Origin of the sequence: Achromobacter sp. F4_2707 (assembly GCF_047501535.1) — a bacterium.
GTDB lineage: Bacteria > Pseudomonadota > Gammaproteobacteria > Burkholderiales > Burkholderiaceae_B > Yanghanlia.
Window position 1 is genome coordinate 101,935 of the sequence record NZ_JAZDRJ010000011.1, and the last position, 16,882, is coordinate 118,816.

Here is a 16,882-nt window from a genome sequence, read left to right on the forward strand (position 1 = left end):
AGAAGAAAATGGCCGTCAATCTCACTATCCCAGCACAATCCGATATCCACCCTGTTGCCGGCATCGAAATCGGCACGGCCAAAAGCGGCATTCGTAAAGCTGCCGACAAAGACACCACCGTGTTCCGTCTGGCCGAAGGCACTGCCGTAGCGGGTGTTTTCACCACCAACCGTTTTCGCGCCGCCCCGGTGCAGGTTAGCGAACGGCACTTGGCCGCAGGCCAAGGCATACGCGCACTGGTGGTCAACACCGGTAACGCCAATGCCGGGACGGGCGCGGCCGGCTTGCAGGCTGCAGAGCAAACCTGCCAGGCTCTGGCCGGGCTGCTGGGCATCGCCCCTGAGCAAATCCTCCCTTTCTCTACCGGCGTCATCCTGGAACTGCTGCCGGTGGATCGCCTGGTTGCCGCCCTACCCGACGCTATCGACAACCTGTCTCCCGGCAACTGGTTCGATGCCGCCTACGGCATCATGACTACCGACACCCAGCCCAAGATTGCATCGCGGAAATTGGCGTTGGGCGAGCACACTGTCACCATTACCGGCATCAGCAAAGGCGCGGGGATGATACGCCCGAACATGGCCACCATGCTGGGCTTTCTCGCCACCGACGCGGGCATCGAACCCGCTTTGCTGGCCGACATGACCCGCCAAATCGCCGACCGCTCCTTCAACCGCATTACCGTTGACGGCGACACCTCTACCAACGACTCTTTCATCATCATGGCCAGCGGCCAATCGGGCGCCCATATCGAAAGCACCGACGACCCGCGCTACCCTGCACTCTTCGACGCCCTGTCTCAAGCGGCCCTGGAGCTCGCTCAGAAAATCGTGCGAGATGCCGAAGGCGCCACCAAGTTCATCACGGTTCGGGTGGAAGAAGCCAATAACGCCGAAGAAGCCTTGAAAGTGGCCTACGCCGTGGCGCAATCGCCACTGGTAAAGACCGCCTTTTATGCATCCGACCCTAACCTGGGGCGTATTCTGTGTGCCGTCGGGTATGCTGGCATTGCTGATCTCGACGTCTCCCGTACCCGCATGTGGCTGGGCGACACCTTGGTTTCGAGTGACGGCGGCCGCCACCCCGACTACACCGAGGAAGACGGCCAACGCATCATGCAGGAAGCTGAAATCACCGTGCGGATCGCCCTTGGCCGCGGCCAACATCAGGAAACGGTATACACCTGCGACTTCTCGCATGAGTATGTCACCATCAATGCGGATTACAGATCCTGACTAAGTCGTTACCAAACGAAGCCATCGTCTGAATTTCCTATGCGAAACCCAAGCATTTTGTTTCAACTAGAGACAAATGACATGGCTTCAAACCGCCATAAAGAATCCAAGGACTAAACTGCGTCGGAAGTGACGTGGCTGCGCAAATGGGTTATCTGCCCGGAACCATCTGGATCATCGTCGGTGCGGTGCTGGCCGGCTGCGTCCAGGATTACCTGGTGATGTTCTTCTCCATGCGTCGCGGTGGCCGGTCGCTGGGACAAAATGGCCCGCGAAGAGTTAGGCGTCGTCGGCGGCACGGCAGCTCTGATTGCCACGCTCACCATCATGATCATCATTGTCGCCATTCTTTCACTGGTGGTCGTGAACGCGCTGGGTGAGTCACCATGGGGCGTATATTCAGTCTCCCTGACCATTCCCATTGCCATATTCATGGGCTGCTATCTGCGCTACCTGCGTCCGGGCAAGGTCATGGAAGTCTCCCTCATTGGTTTGGCGCTATTGATGTTCGCCATCGTGTCGGGGCGCTGGGTAGCGGAATCCGCATGGGGCGCCGAGCTCTTTCACCTCGATCGCCTGACTCTGGCCTGGGCCATCATTGCCTACGGCTTTATCGCTGCCGTTCTGCCTGTATGGTTGCTGCTGGCGCCACGCGATTACCTGTCAACATTCATGAAAATCGGGGTCATTGTGCTGCTGACTGTCGCCATCGTTGTCGTGCGACCCGAAATCACTGTACCCGCCTTCTCTGAATTTGCCAGCCGCGCCGATGGCCCGGTCGTTCCCGGCTCGCTGTTCCCCTTCCTATTTGTCACCATTGCTTGCGGCGCCCTCTCGGGCTTCCACGCCCTGATCTCATCGGGCACCACACCCAAGCTGGTCGAAAAGGAAAAGCAAACCCGCTTTCTGGGTTATGGCGGCATGCTGATGGAATCCATGGTGGCCATCATGGCTTTGCACCGCCATCATGGTGGGAGGCTGGGGCTACATTCTGGTCCTGGGTGTCACCGACCCCTTAGGCGGCATCAATACCTTCTTCCCATTGTTCGGTATCGCCAACCAACTGCTGGCGGCCATCGCCCTTTCCGTCGTCATGGCGATTGTGGCTAAGCGGGGCAACTTCCGTTACCTGTGGGTCGTCGGCCTGCCGCTAGCCTTCATCACCGTTATCACCGTGTGGGCATCTTGGCAGAAGATTTTCTCGAAAATTCCTGCTGTCGGATATTGGGCGCAGCATCAGGCATTTAAGAACGCACTGGCAGAAGGACAGACCAGCTTTGGCACCGCCACAACTGTGGAAGCTATGCAAGCTGTTGTGCGCAACACTTTTGTTCAAGGCTCGTTGTCCGTCGTCTTCGTTGCCCTGGCTCTGGTCGTCATCGGCACGGCGCTACGGGTGACCTGGCAGGCTTATAAGGGCACACTCACCACGCCCGAGACCGAAGACCCGCGCGTTGAGTCGCGTCTGTTCGCTCCGGCCGGCATGTTGCCAACGGCGTCTGAAAAAGTTGTCATGGCGCAATGGGAAGCCCTGCCTGCGTCGGCATCGGTGAGGTCTTGATATGTACACCAGTACCCAGCCTCGCCGTCGTCGCCTGGGAGGATTCGGCCAATTTTTCAAGGGCATTCTGCGAGCAGACGCCTACGAGAAGTACCTGGAGCATATGGCTAACGTCCATCCTGACCAGGCCCCCGTATCGGAGCGCGAGTTCTGGCGCGAGCGCTACGACTGGGAAGACCGCAACCCTCAAGGGCGCTGCTGCTAAACCACGCTAGCTTTAGAAAAGCACAGAGCAAGTCACGGTGAGCCTGTTATACAGGCTCACCGCCCGGCTTACTGAGAAGGATTTTGCTTAGAGGCCCGGCATGAATCCGCGCGGTTCTGGTGCTTTACCTATTGGCGGGGCCCCGCAGCCTGTGGGTACCTTGCTGATGTGCAAACCGAGTAGTTTGACCTAAACAACCTTTACAGTATAAAATCAAGAGCTTGGCATTTTTCGCCAGGCTTATCTATTTATATTTAGGAACCCCCCATGTACGCGGTCATAAAAACTGGTGGCAAGCAATACCGTGTTGCCCCCGGCCAAAAACTCAAGATCGAACAGATACCGGCAGACATTGGGCAAGAAATTTCGCTTGATCAGGTGTTGTCGGTCGGCGAAGGCGAGCAGATCAAAGTTGGCACGCCTTTCGTCGACGGCGCCGTGGTCAAGGCTACCGTTCTTGCACAAGGCCGTCATCCCAAGATCACTGTCTTCAAGATGCGCCGTCGCAAGAACTACCGACGCACACAAGGCCATCGCCAGAATTTCACCGAAGTGCGCATCGAAGCCATCTCGGCTTAATCGGCCTAAGGTAATCAGGAGCTAAACATGGCACAGAAAAAGGGCGGCGGCTCTACGCGAAACGGCCGCGACTCACAGGCAAAACGCTTGGGCGTCAAGGCATTCGGTGGTCAACTGATCTCCGCTGGTTCCATCATTGTCCGTCAGCGTGGCACCCAGTTCCACCCGGGCGTTAATGTCGGCATCGGCAAGGACCACACTCTCTACTCACTGGTCGATGGCAACGTCAAGTTCCACATCAGTGGCGCGCTGAACAAGCGCACTGTCTCTGTCGTTCCCGCCGAATAACTCCGGCGTCAACACAGCAGCAGAAGCAAGGCCTGTCCGGGCGGCCACATTGCGGTCTTCCCGGCAAGCTTTGGAAAGAGCCTCGTCGTCATCGGCGAGGCTTTTTGTTTTTGATTAGAATAGTTTCTCTATCCAAGGTGGGTATCCCATGAAGTTCGTCGACGAAGCAACCATAGAAGTCATTGCCGGGAAAGGCGGCAACGGTGTGGCGAGCTTTCGCCGCGAAAAATTCATCCCAAAAGGCGGCCCGGATGGCGGTGACGGCGGTCGCGGCGGCAGCATCCACGCTGTTGCGGATCGCAACGTAAATACGCTGGTCGATTTCCGCTACGCTCGCCTGCAACGTGCCAAAAATGGTGAACATGGCCGCGGCTCCGACCAGTACGGCGCAGCGGGCGCCGACATCACCTTGAAAGTGCCTGTCGGCACCATGATTTTCGATGCCGACACTGACGAACTATTGGTGGATTTCTCCCAACATGGGCAAAAAGCTACGCTTGCAGAAGGTGGCAAGGGTGGCCTGGGCAACCTGCATTTCAAATCCAGTGTCAATCGGGCACCGCGCCAGTTCACATACGGTGAACCGGGCCAACAGCGTCGCCTGCGCATGGAGCTCAAGGTGCTGGCCGACGTCGGCCTGCTGGGCCTGCCCAACGCCGGAAAATCCACGCTCATCAGCAAAGTGTCGAATGCGCGGCCCAAAATCGCCGATTACCCCTTCACTACCTTGCACCCAAACTTAGGTGTGGTACGCACCTCGCCCAGCCGCAGTTTCGTCATCGCCGACATCCCTGGCCTGATCGAAGGAGCGTCGGAAGGCGCTGGTCTAGGCCACCTTTTTCTTCGCCACCTGTCCCGCACACGAGTGTTGCTGCATATTGTCGATGTTTCATCGCCCGACCCAGAGTTCGACGCGATTGAACAGGCCGCCATTGATGCGCGTGCCATCACAGAAGAGCTGCGCCGCTACGATGCCACTCTCTATGAAAAGCCTCGCTGGCTAGTACTGAACAAACTCGATATGGTGGCCGACCCGCAAGCTGCCCAAGAGCGGCTGTGTGAATTGTTAGATTGGAAAGGCCCGGTATTCGGCATTTCCGCCGTGACGGGTGATGGCACGCAGCAACTTATCTGGGCGCTGCAGGACTGGCTGGATGCTGAGAAACAGCGCGACAATATCGCCCAAGACAAACTTGAAGGCATACATATCGAAGACGACCCGCGCTTCGACCCTGCCCGCTCCACCCCCGATAACAACGAGCCTCAGAGCTAACCCCAGAACAACGGCCCCCACTGCCTGCCCGGCTGCGGCAGGCGTATTCTTGCTGAACCTTGCTACACCGCTGCGCCCATGTCCGATCTTAAAAACACTGCACCCGTCGCCACAAACGCCCGCCGTCTGGTCATTAAAGTCGGCTCATCCCTGGTGACCAATGAAGGCCGCGGGTTGGATCTTGAGGCTGTCGAACAGTGGGCCAGGCAAATCGCCGCCCTGCATGCGCAAGACCGCCAGATTGTGCTGGTTTCCAGCGGCGCCATTGCTGAAGGGATGGCCAGGCTGGGATGGCCCCGGCGCCCCAGCGCCATGCATGAACTGCAAGCCGCTGCCGCTGTCGGCCAGATGGGCTTGGTGCAAGGCTATGAAGCCGCGTTTGCGCGCCATGGTATCCGCACAGCTCAAATTCTGCTCACCCACGAAGACTTGGCCGACCGAAAGCGCTACCTGAACGCCCGCAGTACGCTCTATACGCTGCTCGCTCTGGGTGTCGTTCCCATCGTTAACGAAAACGATACCGTTGTCACCGATGAGATCCGTCTCGGCGACAACGACACCTTAGGTGCCCTGGTCACAAACCTCATCGAGGCTGAAACCCTGATTATTCTTACCGATCAGTCGGGCCTGTATACTGCCGACCCGCGTAAAGACCCATCCGCCGAACTGATTAGCGTGGCCCGTGCAGGCGACTCAAAGCTAGAGAAAATGGCGGGCGGCTCCGGCAGCAACATCGGCACCGGCGGTATGCTGACAAAAGTGCTGGCAGCCAAACGCGCTGCCAACAGTGGGGGCCACACCATCATTGCCAGCGGGCGCGAACCCGACGTGCTGGAACGCTTGGCATCGGGCGAGCGCATTGGCACAGAACTGCAAGCGGTTCTACCCATCCGTTCCGCCCGACAACGCTGGCTGGCCAACCACTTACGCCTGCGCGGTCATCTGACTCTCGACCGGGGAGCGGTCAAAGCACTGACCGATGGTCATAAAAGCCTGCTGGCTATCGGCGTCACTGCAGTAAGCGGCGATTTCGAACGCGGCGACGTTGTGGCCTGTGTGGACGAGAACGGCAAGGAACTCGCACGTGGGCTAGTCAACTACTCGGCAGGCGACACCCGCCGCATCCTGCGCCAGCCCAGCCATCGTATCGCCGATATTCTCGGCCACATGACAGACGCCGAACTTATACATCGCGACAATATGGTGGTTGCCCGCCCTAGCGACTCCAACCCCTCTGCCTAAAAGCCATACGGGCGGCGCAAGCCCCCGTGGGCGGCCACGCCGGCCCCGGAGAAACAAGCCCGCCGCCCGACCTACATGCCAGTCGGGATGTGGGTGATTTCTTTGACTTCTTCCATGACAATGCAGCTTTTGGTCTGCGTCACACCGGGCAAAGCCAGCAGAATATCCCCAAGCAGACGGCGATACTGCCCGATTTCTCCGATGCGCGCCTTCACCATGTAATCGAAGTCCCCCGACACCAGATGGCATTCCTGCACCTGAGGGATACTCAGGATTTCCTTGCGAAAGTCCTCAAAACTGCGACTGGACTTATGCGTAAGAGAAATTTCCACGAACACCAATAAACTTGCTCCCAGCGCCGCTGGCGACACCTTAGCGTAGTAGCCGGTGATGACGCCCTCACGCTCTAACCGCCGCACCCGCTCGATGCACGGCGTGACCGTCAGCCCTACTTTATCCGCCAGCTCGGTCATGGACATCCGGCCATCCTGCTGCAACAACTCCAATATATGGCGGTCGACCCTATCTAGGGACACTTCACCGTGGGGCCGGGTTCTCATGCCTTTCTCTCCTTAATTCAGTGGTTCTGACCAGCGCAGGAAGAATTCCTGCTTGCTGCCTGATTTTCAGTTTGGATCAGTATTTTTTACTAGTTTTTCAATATATATACGAAAAAACACTATGGATTTTTTCGTAAGATAGTAGAACCTTTTGGAGACAAAGTCATGAAGATCGCTGTGTTGGGCGCCGGCGTAGTCGGCATCACAACTGCCTATTACTTGGCTCGTGCCGGACATGAAGTGGATGTCTACGACCGGCAGGAAGGCCCGGCTCTGGAAACCAGTTTTGCCAATGCAGGGCAGATTTCCTTTGGCTATTCCTCGCCATGGGCCGCCCCGGGCATTCCTTTCAAAGCCTTGAAGTGGCTGTTTGCCGAACACCCACCCCTCACGATTCGCCCCGACGGCAGCCTCACGCAACTGCAATGGATGTTCCAAATGTGGCGCAACTGCACCAGCGCCCGGTATGCGGTTAATAAAGAAAGGCTGTTGCGCATTTCCGACTACAGCCGCCAATGCCTGGAGCAATTGCGTAATGAAACCGGTATCCGCTATGAAGGACGCCGCCAGGGCACCTTGCAGCTATTTCGGACCCAGCAGCAACTGGACGCCGCCGCACTAGACATGCAAGCGCTGGCAGAAGCGGGCATCATGCACGAACTGCTGGATTCCTCCAGGCTGATCACGGCGGAGCCGGGTTTAGCAGCCAGCGCCCACAAGTTTGTTGGGGGCTTACGTACCCCTGATGACGAAACCGGCGACTGCCACCTGTTCACGATTCGTCTGGCCGAGCTCGCCCAACAGGCTGGCGTACGTTTCCACTACGGTACAGCTCTTGATGCCCTGCACACTCAAGGTGGCGCAGTCGCCGGCGTGCAGTCGGGGGCGGGTCAGATCAAAGCCGACGCCTATGTGTTGGCGCTGGGCTCGTGGTCGAGCCGATTCCTGCAGGGCGTATTGCGCATTCCCGTCTATCCCCTGAAAGGCTATTCCATTACAGTGCCTCTGGCCGATGAAACTCGCGCACCCGTCTCCACCCTTCTGGATGAAAGCTACAAAGTCGCGCTGACTCGTTTTGATGACAGGATTCGCGTAGGCGGCATGGCCGAGGTGGTTGGCTATGACTTGCGACTGGACCCGCGCCGCCAGGCTACTCTGGAAATGGTTGTCGATGACGTATTCCCGGGCGCACGGCAGCCCGGCCAGTTGGAATTCTGGGCCGGACTGCGCCCCAAAACGCCCGACAGCACGCCGATTATCGGCGCAACGCCTATCAAGGGCCTGTATTTGAACACCGGGCACGGCACACTTGGCTGGACAATGTCTTGCGGCAGTGGCCGCCTGCTAGCAGATATTATTTCGGGGCGCACACCCGATATCCAGCACCAGGACTTATCGGTGTATCGTTACTACGGGCCGGGAGCCGACACGTTAACAACGGGTGCGACAGCCACTGCCTGATTAGCGAACTCTACGCCAATTTCGTAACCTACCCGCCTGACTGAGCGTATCGGCGTGCCGGTACCCGCCGCAATGAACTTGCGCCGCAAGCGGCTGACCAATACGCTCAACCGGCGGGCAGCCGCCCCCGCATAGCCCGCCGAACACCCGCCGTCGGATTCGATACCTTCTATCGCTTCTACCAGCCTGGCATGGCTGGCACGGCGCCCTGGCGCGTGGTAAAGCGTCAGCATAATGGCGCGTTCGGCGGCTGTTAGCTCAACCTCAATCCCCCCGGGCGCTTGGACAACCCAAGCCCGCGATGTCAATCTCCATACCCCCTGCGGAGGCTGCTCTGTGGAGCCCGCCCGCCCCACCAGCCTGAGCAAGGCAGACACTATCAGCTCGACAGGCGCACACTGGGGCCAGCAGGTATCAATACTGCTACCCAAACACTGCACCAGCGAACCCTCAGTTGTGGAAGGCAGTAAGGTCATTATGGAAGCCGCCGGAGCGGCTGCCCTCAAGGCGTGTGCAGCTTGGCAACACACTCCTGATTCACCCACCAGCACAACCACTTGAGGCTCCGGTGACGCGGCGGCATTTTCTACCGCAGCGCACAAGGCCTCTATTCCCGCATACAAACGCAGACCCAGGCCTTTCCTCAGCAACTCTGCCTGTAGCGGCTGCATTGCAGCAACTTCTACCTCCTGAAAGAGATGTATGAACCCTGCAGCCATACCGTGTTCCTTGCGATACCAAAAGTCAGTGCGGCTTATAACCGCCCCTCGGTCGGATGACGCTGATTACTCTAACTCAAATCAAACACGAACGTGATTGCAGTTATCACCAATGTGTTTGCATTTACCCGTTCAATCACGATTGTGAACACTTTTGGCAACCGTCTTCGCTTCGCTAGGAATCTACGCCAGCTCACCCAGCAAGAGCTGGCGCGTTTGTGTGGACTGTCGCAAGGCGCCATCGGAAACTACGAAACCGACAGCCGCCGTAGCCCAAAAGATGTTTTCCGCATTGCTGAAGCCTTAAATGTCGAGGCCGCTTGGCTGGCGATGGGAACGGGCCCCATGGAGCCGGCCGCGCCGTCGCGAATCGCCGATACTCCATTGCAAAGTGCATCTTGGCCCTTTCCTGGCGTTGATCCTGACCGTATCTGGGCGCTCTCTGCCGACCAGCGCGAAATGCTTGAAAGCACGCTCGCTGCAATGATTGCCATGTTTGAGAAACGCACGACGAAGAACCGCGTTTAGGTTTTCTGTATACTTCCATCCACGCAGGGGTACTCGCCACAGACAGGCGGGTTGAGAAATACCCTTCGTACCAGTACGGATAATGCCGATGCTGGGAGCGCACCCGTGGCGGAGCGTCGTCTTTGTTCTGCAGACGGCTTCTTCAAGACGGAAACCATTCCCGCTCGGCTCCATAAATCTAACAATGGAGCATCTCTTGAAATCTTCTTCTCATTTCATTGCCGAGACGGCTACGGTCGATCAGGCTGCCATTACCCCCCTTCCTCAATCCCGCAAGGTTTACGTCACCGGCAGTCGTCCGGATATTCGCGTACCGTTTCGCGAGATCGCACAGGACGACACCCCCACCAGCTTTGGCGGGGAGCACAACCCGCCTATCACGGTGTACGACACCAGCGGCCCATACACCGATCCAAACGTCAGCATCGACATTCGCAAAGGGCTGCCTGCGCTACGCCGCAATTGGATTGCTGAAAGAGGCGACACTCTTGTTCTGGATGGCCCCAGCAGTGCCTTCGGACGCGAACGCCTTGCCGACGCCTCGCTGGACACAATGCGTTTTGAACTCACCCGCAAGCCCTTACGCGCCAAGCCAGGTGCCAACGTCACACAGATGCATTATGCGCGGCGCGGCATCATCACGCCTGAAATGGAGTTCGTCGCGATCCGTGAAAACCTGCGGCGCGAACAGTATCTTGAAAGCCTTCATGCCAGTGGGCCTCACGGTGCACGACTGGCGGAACGCCTAACCCACCAACACCCTGGCCAGCCGTTTGGCGCCTCCATTCCTTCCACCATCACTCCCGAGTTTGTGCGCGACGAAATCGCACAGGGACGCGCCATCCTGCCTGCGAACATTAACCACCCAGAAAGCGAGCCCATGATCATTGGCCGCAATTTCCTTGTCAAAATCAACGCCAACATCGGCAATTCAGCACTGGGTTCCAGTATTGCCGATGAAGTGGAAAAAATGACCTGGGCCATTCGCTGGGGGGGCGACACAGTGATGGATCTTTCAACCGGGAAGAACATCCATGAAACACGTGAATGGATATTGCGTAACTCGCCCGTGCCTGTGGGGACCGTCCCGATTTATCAGGCCTTGGAAAAAGTGGATGGAAAGGCTGAAGAACTGACGTGGGAAATCTTCCGCGACACGCTCATCGAACAAGCTGAGCAAGGCGTAGACTATTTCACCATTCACGCGGGTGTGCGCCTGCCGTTCATTCCTATGACGGCCGACAGAATGACGGGCATTGTGTCACGCGGCGGCTCCATCATGGCTAAGTGGTGTCTGGCTCATCATCGAGAAAGCTTTCTGTACGAGCACTTCGAGGACATCTGCGAAATCATGAAAGCCTACGATGTCGCTTTCTCGCTAGGCGACGGCTTGCGTCCAGGCTCAACCTACGACGCCAACGACGAAGCTCAATTCGCTGAATTGAAAACACTGGGAGAACTGACCCAAATCGCATGGAAGCACGATGTGCAGGTCATGATAGAAGGCCCGGGCCACGTACCGATGCACATGATCAAGGAGAACATGGACTTGCAGCTGGAATACTGCAAGGAAGCGCCCTTCTACACCCTGGGGCCGCTCACCACGGATATTGCCCCTGGGTACGACCACATTACCTCTGGCATTGGTGCCGCTTTGATTGGTTGGTATGGCACTGCCATGCTGTGCTATGTCACCCCCAAGGAACACCTGGGTTTACCCAACAAGAAAGACGTCAAAGACGGCATCATTACGTACAAGATCGCCGCGCACGCCGCCGATCTGGCCAAAGGCCACCCGGGTGCGGCCATCCGTGATAACGCCTTGTCAAAAGCACGTTTCGAGTTCCGCTGGGAAGATCAGTTCAACTTGGGCCTGGATCCTGACACTGCTCGTGAGTTCCACGATGAAACCTTGCCTAAGCAATCCATGAAACTAGCGCATTTCTGTTCTATGTGCGGCCCCCACTTCTGCAGCATGAAAATTACGCAAGATGTGCGTGAGTACGCACGGCAGCAAGGGATAGACGCTCAGGCAGCCCTGACGCAGGGCATGGAAGAGAAAGCACTGGAGTTTGTAGAAAGCGGCAGCCAGTTATACCACCGGACCTAAACGAAACAGGCCCTCAGAACATCTGAGGGCCTGCGAAATTACAGTCTATTTAGCAATACCAGGGGCGCTTGCGGGCACCCTGGTTCAAACCTGCTATTACTGTTGGACGGCGTAGAGGTAGAGCTCTACACGGCGGTTCATAGCACGGCCTTCCGCTGTCGAGTTATCAGCCACGGGGTTGTTCGGGCCCCGGCCTTCTGACCTCACATGGGCGTGAGGCACACCACGCGAAGCCAGGTAATTGGTGACTGCGTTGGCGCGGTTAACGGACAAGGTCTGGTTGACCTGCATGGAACCGGTACTGTCGGTGTGACCAATGGATACCGCACGCAACTCTGGGTGCTGAACCAAGGCACGCGCTACGCTGTCAAGCACGGGTAGCAATGCAGGCTTCAGTTCGTATTTGCCCGTGTCGAAAGATACATTGCTGGGAATATTGACCCGCAACGAACCGTCGGGCATTTCTGTGACATCAACCCCCAGACCGGACGCGCCGGACTGCTCAACATCGTTCTTCACACCCGACCAGTTGTAACCGACGATACCCCCAGCCACAGCGCCAACCCCGGCGCCAATCGCAGCAGCGCGGCTGCTGTCGCCGATCAGTGCACCGAGGCCTGCGCCCACAGCTGCGCCTGTTCCTGCGCCAATGGCCGTTCGGCCCCCCTGGCTTCCGGTAGCAGTGCAACCCACTGCAAGAGCCAATGCGCCCAAGCCACACGCTAAGCGTGTCATACGCGTCGAAACTTTCATACGGATTCTCCTTGTTTTACGCAGGCAAGGTGTCTGCCTGGGAAGCATCGTAACAAGAGCCCGCCAACAGCATTGTTAAATTTGGTTTAGTGCAGAATTTGTTTGAGAAATAGTTGCGTACGCTCGTGTTGCGGCGAATCGAAGAAAACATCAGGAGTATTTTCTTCAATGATCTCGCCCTGATCCATAAAAATAACGCGGTCGGCCACCTTGCGTGCAAAGCCCATCTCGTGGGTGACACATAGCATGGTCATGCCACTTTTTTCTGCCAGGCTCACCATAACATCCAGCACTTCCTTGACCATTTCCGGGTCAAGAGCGGAAGTCGGCTCGTCGAACAACATGATTTTTGGATTCATGCATAGCGAGCGGGCAATGGCCACCCGCTGCTGCTGCCCCCCCGACAGCTGGCCGGGGTATTTGTCGGCCTGCTCGGGAATACGTACGCGTTCCAGATACTTCATGGCACTGGCTTCGGCTTCAGCCTTGCTCTTCTTCAGCACCCAAATGGGGCCGAGCGTGAGGTTTTCCAGCACCGTAAGGTGAGGAAACAGGTTGAAGTGCTGGAACACCATGCCGACATCGCGGCGTATGGTTTCGATATGTTTAAGGTCGCTTGTGAGCTCGGTGCCGTCAACCACAATACGCCCCTGCTGGTGCTCTTCCAACCGGTTGATGCAACGGATCATGGTGGACTTTCCTGACCCTGATGGGCCGCAGATCACAATACGCTCGCCTGGCGCCACATTCAGGTTCAGGTTGCGTAATACGTGGAATTGTCCGTACCACTTGTTAACGTTTTCAAGGCGGATGATGGCCTCGGACATGCTCGACTCCTTGTTCCGCTTGATCAGCGTTGATATCCCTTGTCCAGGTGACGTTCCAGACCCTGGCTGTAGCGGGAGATCGCAAAACAGAAAATGAAATAGATCACGGCGATAAACACATAGGCTTCCACACTGAAGCCGCGCCAAGCCGCATCGGCGATAGCCGCCTTGGCCGCTTGCGTGAGATCGAAAATACCTATGATGACCACCAGCGACGTGTCTTTGAAAAGAGCGATGAATATACCCACCAGCGGCGGAATAACGACCCGCAGCGCCTGCGGCAGAATAATCAACCTGGTCTGCTGCCAATAGCTCAAACCTAGGGAATCGGCCCCTTCATACTGGCCTTTGGGTATGGCTTGCAAGCCACCTCTGACGGTTTCGGCAATATATGCGGCGGCAAACAGAATGATGGCAATCTGCGCTCGCAGCAGCTTGTCGATCGTAAAGCCTTCGGGCAAAAACAGCGGCAGCATTACAGACGACATGAACAACAGGCTGATGAGCGGCACTCCGCGGATCAATTCAATATAAATAATGCACAACGACTTGATGGCCGGCATATGAGAGCGGCGCCCCAGGGCCAGCAACACCCCCAAGGGAAATGCGAAGGCAATACCAAAGGTGGACAAAATGAGCGTAAGGGGCAGACCGCCCCAGCGATCATTTTCGACATAGGATAACCCGAACACTCCCCCCCACATCAGCACAGCCACAGCGATCAGGGCCAGTGTCCACATCACGACCAGCCAGGGCTTCCAGAAAAGGCGGATGGCACTGCAGATCAGCGCTGCCACCAGTACCAGAGTAGCCAGCAATGGCCGCCACTGCTCGTCGTAGGGGTACACACCGAACAAAATCAATCGATGTTTCTCGGCAATGAAAGCCCAACACGCTCCGGCCGCCTGGCGGCATTCCTGAGCGGTGTCAGAGGTGAAGTCCGCGTCAAGGAACAGCCAGTCCAGCATGGCGGGAATCGCCATGACAAGCAGCCAGCTAACCAGCACTGTGAGCAAGGTATTCAGCGGCGACGAGAACAGGTTCTCTTTCAACCAGGCCAGCCGCCCGATAGAGGAAGCAGGCGGAAGCATCTGGGCACTTGAATTGGCATTCATGTCAGCGCTCCACCAGCGCAATGCGCTTGTTGTACCAGTTCATGAAAATCGAAATCGACAAACTGACCGTCAGGTAGGCAGCCATGATGATGAGGATGCCTTCGATCGCTTGCCCGGTTTGATTCAGCGTGGTGTTCACCACCGACACGATATCGGGATAGCCGATAGCCACCGCAAGTGAACTGTTCTTTGTGAGATTCAGATACTGGCTGGTCATGGGCGGGATAATCACCCGCAACGCCTGCGGCAAAATCACCAGTCTGAGCATACGCGCACGCGACAGCCCCAGGGCCTGGGCGGCTTCCCATTGCCCCTGCCCAACCGCCTGTATGCCCGAACGTACAACTTCAGCAACAAACGCCGACGTGTATATCACCAGCCCCAGCAACAAGGCGGAAAACTCCGGAGATAGCGTCATGCCGCCAACGAAGTTAAACCCTTTGAGCTCCGGCATATCGAAATTCAGCGAGGCGCCGCCCGCGACCCAGCCGGCCAATGGCAAAGCAAGCAGTAAGGCCGCAGACACACTACCCAGTGGGAAAATCTGGCCTGTGGCTGCTTGGCGCTTGCGCGCCCAGTGCGCGACGATAATCACCAATACGATAGCCACCGCCAGCCCGCCAATAATCCAGTCGAGCGCATCACCCTGCAATCCGGGTAGTTTGAGCCCACGGTTGGACAAAAACACGCCAGGCAGCGGGTTCAGCGCTTGGCGCGGGCCTGGCATGTTTTCAGTAATGATGGCGTACCAGAAGAACAGCTGCAGCAACAAAGGAATGTTGCGCATGACCTCTACGTAAACCGCGGCAACGCCCGATACCAACCAGTTCTTGGACAAGCGTGCAATGCCGATCAGCGTGCCCAACAGAGTTGCCAGGACGATACCCACCACCGACACCCGCAACGTATTCAGCAGGCCTACCCAGATGGCCCGCGCGTAGGTGTCAGCAGGGCTATAAGAAACAGGGGATTCCCCGATAGCGAAGCCCGCTTCCCGGTTGAGAAAACCAAAGCCCGTGGAGATATTGCGTACAGAAAGGTTATGTAAGGTATTGGAAACCAGATACCAAACCGCAAAGCCCACCAGCCCGACGACCACCACCTGATACAGCAGTGCGCGCGTGGCAGGATCACTCCAGGAGAGCCGCCGCCTCGTGGGCGCCGACATGGATGTATTTTTTCTTGTCATGCTGTTGCGAGCAGGGAAAGCACGAACCGACCGTTTGGTCGCTGCGGGCGGGCCCAGTACCAGCGGCCCGCCACGCTATGCTCAGCCAGATATTAACGGATGGGCCAGCCGTACATTAAACCACCATCTTTCCACTGGGCGTTCAGACCACGCTCCAGCTTCATCGGTGAAGAAGCCCCGATGTTGCGATCGAAGGACTCACCATAGTTACCCACTTGCTTGATGATGTTATAGGCCCACTTATTATCAATGCCCATACCTTTGCCCATTTCCCCGGTCACACCCAGAATGCGCTGGATATTGGGGTTGTCGCTTTTGGTCATTTCGTCGACGTTTTCAGACGTGATGCCGTATTCTTCGGCTTCAAGCATCGCGTTCAGCGCCCAGCGGACAATCATGAACCATTCGTCGTCGCCCTGACGAACCATCGGGCCAAGCGGCTCTTTGGAGAAGTCTTCCGGCAGAATGACGTGGTCATCAGGGTTTGGCAGAGTGGAACGCACTGTTGCCAGACCGGATTTATCTGTTGTGAAGGCATCGCAGCGCCCGCCTTCATACGAACGCATGGCTTCATCGGGGCTGTTGATGACAACCGGCGTGAAGGTCAGGCCGTTGGCGCGGAACCAGTCGGCCAAGTTGAGTTCGGTGGTGGTGCCGGGCTGTACACACACTGTGGCGTTATCGAGTTCCTTAGCGCTGGATACGCCGATTTCTTTTTTGACCATGATGCCCTGGCTATCGTAGTAGTTGATGCCGGCGCTCATCAGGCCCAGGGTCGTGTCGCGCGTAACCGTTGCTGTAGTGTTGCGCGTCAGGACGTCGATCTCACCGGATTGCAGGGCAGTAAAGCGCTGCTGGGTGGTGACCGAAGTCACTTTGTATTTGGAAGCATCGCCAAACACCATAGCGGCAATGGCGCGGCAGATGTCTACGTCGACGCCGCTCCATTCGCCCCTGCTATCGGCGATGGAAAAGCCCGGCAGCCCTGTATGCACACCGCACTGGACGAAGCCTTTACTCTTGACCGCATCGAAAGTTTCGCCGGCCTGGACGGAGGTTCCGATGCACAATAATGATGCACCAACCGCCAACGCTGTTTTTAGTTTCATGGGGTCTCCTACCTTTATCGTTATGGCTGCTCATGACATACAATGAATGTCTGTGGCTTCACAAATGTAGCCGCTTGCATACCGCTCGCAACATGGGGGATATCCCTTGAGACTCCGGTGTAACCAGG

The 16,882-nt window shown here is 57.2% G+C and carries 18 protein-coding genes and 1 pseudogene; 12 read left to right on the forward strand and 7 right to left on the reverse strand.

From position 1 onward, the window contains the following. Positions 1–8 precede the first annotated feature (8 nt). The 9 genes and pseudogenes from argJ (at position 9) to proB (ending at position 6,383) form a co-directional block, all read left to right on the forward strand. On the forward strand, positions 9–1,235 hold the full coding sequence (argJ, locus tag VRY85_RS11875; protein WP_414598811.1) for a bifunctional glutamate N-acetyltransferase/amino-acid acetyltransferase ArgJ: 1,227 nt from the start codon (positions 9–11) through the stop codon (positions 1,233–1,235). Positions 1,236–1,381: 146 nt separating this feature from the next. After that, a pseudogene (locus VRY85_RS11880) lies at positions 1,382–1,435 on the forward strand (hypothetical protein); the annotation flags it as partial. Between the two features lie 43 nt (positions 1,436–1,478). After that, the gene (locus tag VRY85_RS11885; protein ID WP_414598812.1) at positions 1,479–2,345 is read left to right on the forward strand and encodes a carbon starvation CstA family protein; all 867 of its coding nucleotides are present in this window, start codon (positions 1,479–1,481) and stop codon (positions 2,343–2,345) included. Next, on the forward strand, positions 2,233–2,796 hold the full coding sequence (locus VRY85_RS11890; protein ID WP_414598862.1) for a carbon starvation CstA family protein: 564 nt from the start codon (positions 2,233–2,235) through the stop codon (positions 2,794–2,796). The genes VRY85_RS11885 and VRY85_RS11890 overlap by 113 nt, the downstream gene beginning before the upstream one ends. 1 nt (position 2,797) lies before the next feature. Then, on the forward strand, positions 2,798–3,001 hold the full coding sequence (locus tag VRY85_RS11895) for a YbdD/YjiX family protein (RefSeq protein WP_414598813.1): 204 nt from the start codon (positions 2,798–2,800) through the stop codon (positions 2,999–3,001). Between the two features lie 267 nt (positions 3,002–3,268). After that, the gene (gene rplU / locus VRY85_RS11900) at positions 3,269–3,580 is read left to right on the forward strand and encodes a 50S ribosomal protein L21 (RefSeq protein ID WP_414598814.1); all 312 of its coding nucleotides are present in this window, start codon (positions 3,269–3,271) and stop codon (positions 3,578–3,580) included. 27 nt (positions 3,581–3,607) lie between these two features. After that, positions 3,608–3,868, forward strand: coding sequence for a 50S ribosomal protein L27 (rpmA, locus tag VRY85_RS11905; RefSeq protein WP_414598815.1), 261 nt, complete (start codon positions 3,608–3,610; stop codon positions 3,866–3,868). Between the two features lie 148 nt (positions 3,869–4,016). Continuing rightward, positions 4,017–5,141 (forward strand): GTPase ObgE, encoded by a 1,125-nt coding sequence (gene obgE, locus VRY85_RS11910; RefSeq protein WP_414598816.1) that lies wholly within the window; start codon positions 4,017–4,019, stop codon positions 5,139–5,141. 78 nt (positions 5,142–5,219) lie between these two features. Then, positions 5,220–6,383 (forward strand): glutamate 5-kinase, encoded by a 1,164-nt coding sequence (gene proB / locus VRY85_RS11915; RefSeq protein ID WP_414598817.1) that lies wholly within the window; start codon positions 5,220–5,222, stop codon positions 6,381–6,383. 71 nt (positions 6,384–6,454) lie between these two features. Here the strand turns inward: proB and VRY85_RS11920 are convergent, their stop codons facing one another. Then, positions 6,455–6,943 carry an Lrp/AsnC ligand binding domain-containing protein gene (locus tag VRY85_RS11920; RefSeq protein WP_414598818.1) on the reverse strand — a complete coding sequence of 163 codons (489 nt, stop codon included), beginning with the start codon at positions 6,941–6,943 and terminating at the stop codon, positions 6,455–6,457. Positions 6,944–7,108: 165 nt separating this feature from the next. On the opposite strand from VRY85_RS11920, the gene VRY85_RS11925 reads away from it, so the two are divergent. Then, positions 7,109–8,404 (forward strand): D-amino acid dehydrogenase, encoded by a 1,296-nt coding sequence (locus tag VRY85_RS11925; RefSeq protein ID WP_414598819.1) that lies wholly within the window; start codon positions 7,109–7,111, stop codon positions 8,402–8,404. Here the strand turns inward: VRY85_RS11925 and VRY85_RS11930 are convergent. Next, positions 8,353–9,123, reverse strand: a complete 771-nt coding sequence (locus VRY85_RS11930) for a helix-turn-helix domain-containing protein (protein WP_414598820.1) — start codon at positions 9,121–9,123, stop codon at positions 8,353–8,355. The genes VRY85_RS11925 and VRY85_RS11930 overlap by 52 nt on opposite strands. A gap of 93 nt (positions 9,124–9,216) precedes the next feature. Here VRY85_RS11930 and VRY85_RS11935 point away from each other — a divergent pair, with 93 nt between their 5' ends. Together VRY85_RS11935 and thiC are read left to right on the forward strand one after the other, a co-directional pair. Continuing rightward, the gene (locus VRY85_RS11935; RefSeq protein WP_414598821.1) at positions 9,217–9,651 is read left to right on the forward strand and encodes a helix-turn-helix domain-containing protein; all 435 of its coding nucleotides are present in this window, start codon (positions 9,217–9,219) and stop codon (positions 9,649–9,651) included. Between the two features lie 196 nt (positions 9,652–9,847). Then, positions 9,848–11,761 carry a phosphomethylpyrimidine synthase ThiC gene (gene thiC / locus VRY85_RS11940; protein WP_414598822.1) on the forward strand — a complete coding sequence of 638 codons (1,914 nt, stop codon included), beginning with the start codon at positions 9,848–9,850 and terminating at the stop codon, positions 11,759–11,761. 96 nt (positions 11,762–11,857) lie between these two features. Here the strand turns inward: thiC and VRY85_RS11945 are convergent, their stop codons facing one another. From VRY85_RS11945 to VRY85_RS11965, 5 genes are all read right to left on the reverse strand, one after another. Then, the gene (locus VRY85_RS11945) at positions 11,858–12,514 is read right to left on the reverse strand and encodes an OmpA family protein (RefSeq protein WP_414598823.1); all 657 of its coding nucleotides are present in this window, start codon (positions 12,512–12,514) and stop codon (positions 11,858–11,860) included. Between the two features lie 86 nt (positions 12,515–12,600). Next, complete coding sequence (locus VRY85_RS11950; protein ID WP_414598824.1) at positions 12,601–13,341, reverse strand: amino acid ABC transporter ATP-binding protein; 741 nt, start codon at positions 13,339–13,341, stop codon at positions 12,601–12,603. 23 nt (positions 13,342–13,364) lie between these two features. Beyond that, complete coding sequence (locus tag VRY85_RS11955) at positions 13,365–14,456, reverse strand: amino acid ABC transporter permease (RefSeq protein WP_414598825.1); 1,092 nt, start codon at positions 14,454–14,456, stop codon at positions 13,365–13,367. A 1-nt stretch (position 14,457) separates the two neighbouring features. After that, positions 14,458–15,624, reverse strand: a complete 1,167-nt coding sequence (locus VRY85_RS11960; RefSeq protein WP_414598826.1) for an amino acid ABC transporter permease — start codon at positions 15,622–15,624, stop codon at positions 14,458–14,460. A gap of 113 nt (positions 15,625–15,737) precedes the next feature. Continuing rightward, positions 15,738–16,754, reverse strand: coding sequence for an amino acid ABC transporter substrate-binding protein (locus VRY85_RS11965; protein ID WP_414598827.1), 1,017 nt, complete (start codon positions 16,752–16,754; stop codon positions 15,738–15,740). Positions 16,755–16,882 lie beyond the last annotated feature (128 nt).

Bases quoted from the DNA above. Each gene is read 5' to 3' on its own strand.
- argJ (WP_414598811.1), top strand. From the start codon at position 9: ATGGCCGTCAATCTCACTATCCCAGCACAATCCGATATCCACCCTGTT.
- VRY85_RS11895 (WP_414598813.1), top strand. From the start codon at position 2,798: ATGTACACCAGTACCCAGCCTCGCCGTCGTCGCCTGGGAGGATTCGGC.
- rplU (WP_414598814.1), top strand. From the start codon at position 3,269: ATGTACGCGGTCATAAAAACTGGTGGCAAGCAATACCGTGTTGCCCCC.
- rpmA (WP_414598815.1), top strand. From the start codon at position 3,608: ATGGCACAGAAAAAGGGCGGCGGCTCTACGCGAAACGGCCGCGACTCA.
- obgE (WP_414598816.1), top strand. From the start codon at position 4,017: ATGAAGTTCGTCGACGAAGCAACCATAGAAGTCATTGCCGGGAAAGGC.
- proB (WP_414598817.1), top strand. From the start codon at position 5,220: ATGTCCGATCTTAAAAACACTGCACCCGTCGCCACAAACGCCCGCCGT.
- VRY85_RS11920 (WP_414598818.1), bottom strand. From the start codon at position 6,943: ATGAGAACCCGGCCCCACGGTGAAGTGTCCCTAGATAGGGTCGACCGC.
- VRY85_RS11925 (WP_414598819.1), top strand. From the start codon at position 7,109: ATGAAGATCGCTGTGTTGGGCGCCGGCGTAGTCGGCATCACAACTGCC.
- VRY85_RS11930 (WP_414598820.1), bottom strand. From the start codon at position 9,123: ATGGCTGCAGGGTTCATACATCTCTTTCAGGAGGTAGAAGTTGCTGCA.
- VRY85_RS11945 (WP_414598823.1), bottom strand. From the start codon at position 12,514: ATGAAAGTTTCGACGCGTATGACACGCTTAGCGTGTGGCTTGGGCGCA.
- VRY85_RS11950 (WP_414598824.1), bottom strand. From the start codon at position 13,341: ATGTCCGAGGCCATCATCCGCCTTGAAAACGTTAACAAGTGGTACGGA.
- VRY85_RS11955 (WP_414598825.1), bottom strand. From the start codon at position 14,456: ATGAATGCCAATTCAAGTGCCCAGATGCTTCCGCCTGCTTCCTCTATC.
- VRY85_RS11960 (WP_414598826.1), bottom strand. From the start codon at position 15,624: ATGTCGGCGCCCACGAGGCGGCGGCTCTCCTGGAGTGATCCTGCCACG.
- VRY85_RS11965 (WP_414598827.1), bottom strand. From the start codon at position 16,754: ATGAAACTAAAAACAGCGTTGGCGGTTGGTGCATCATTATTGTGCATC.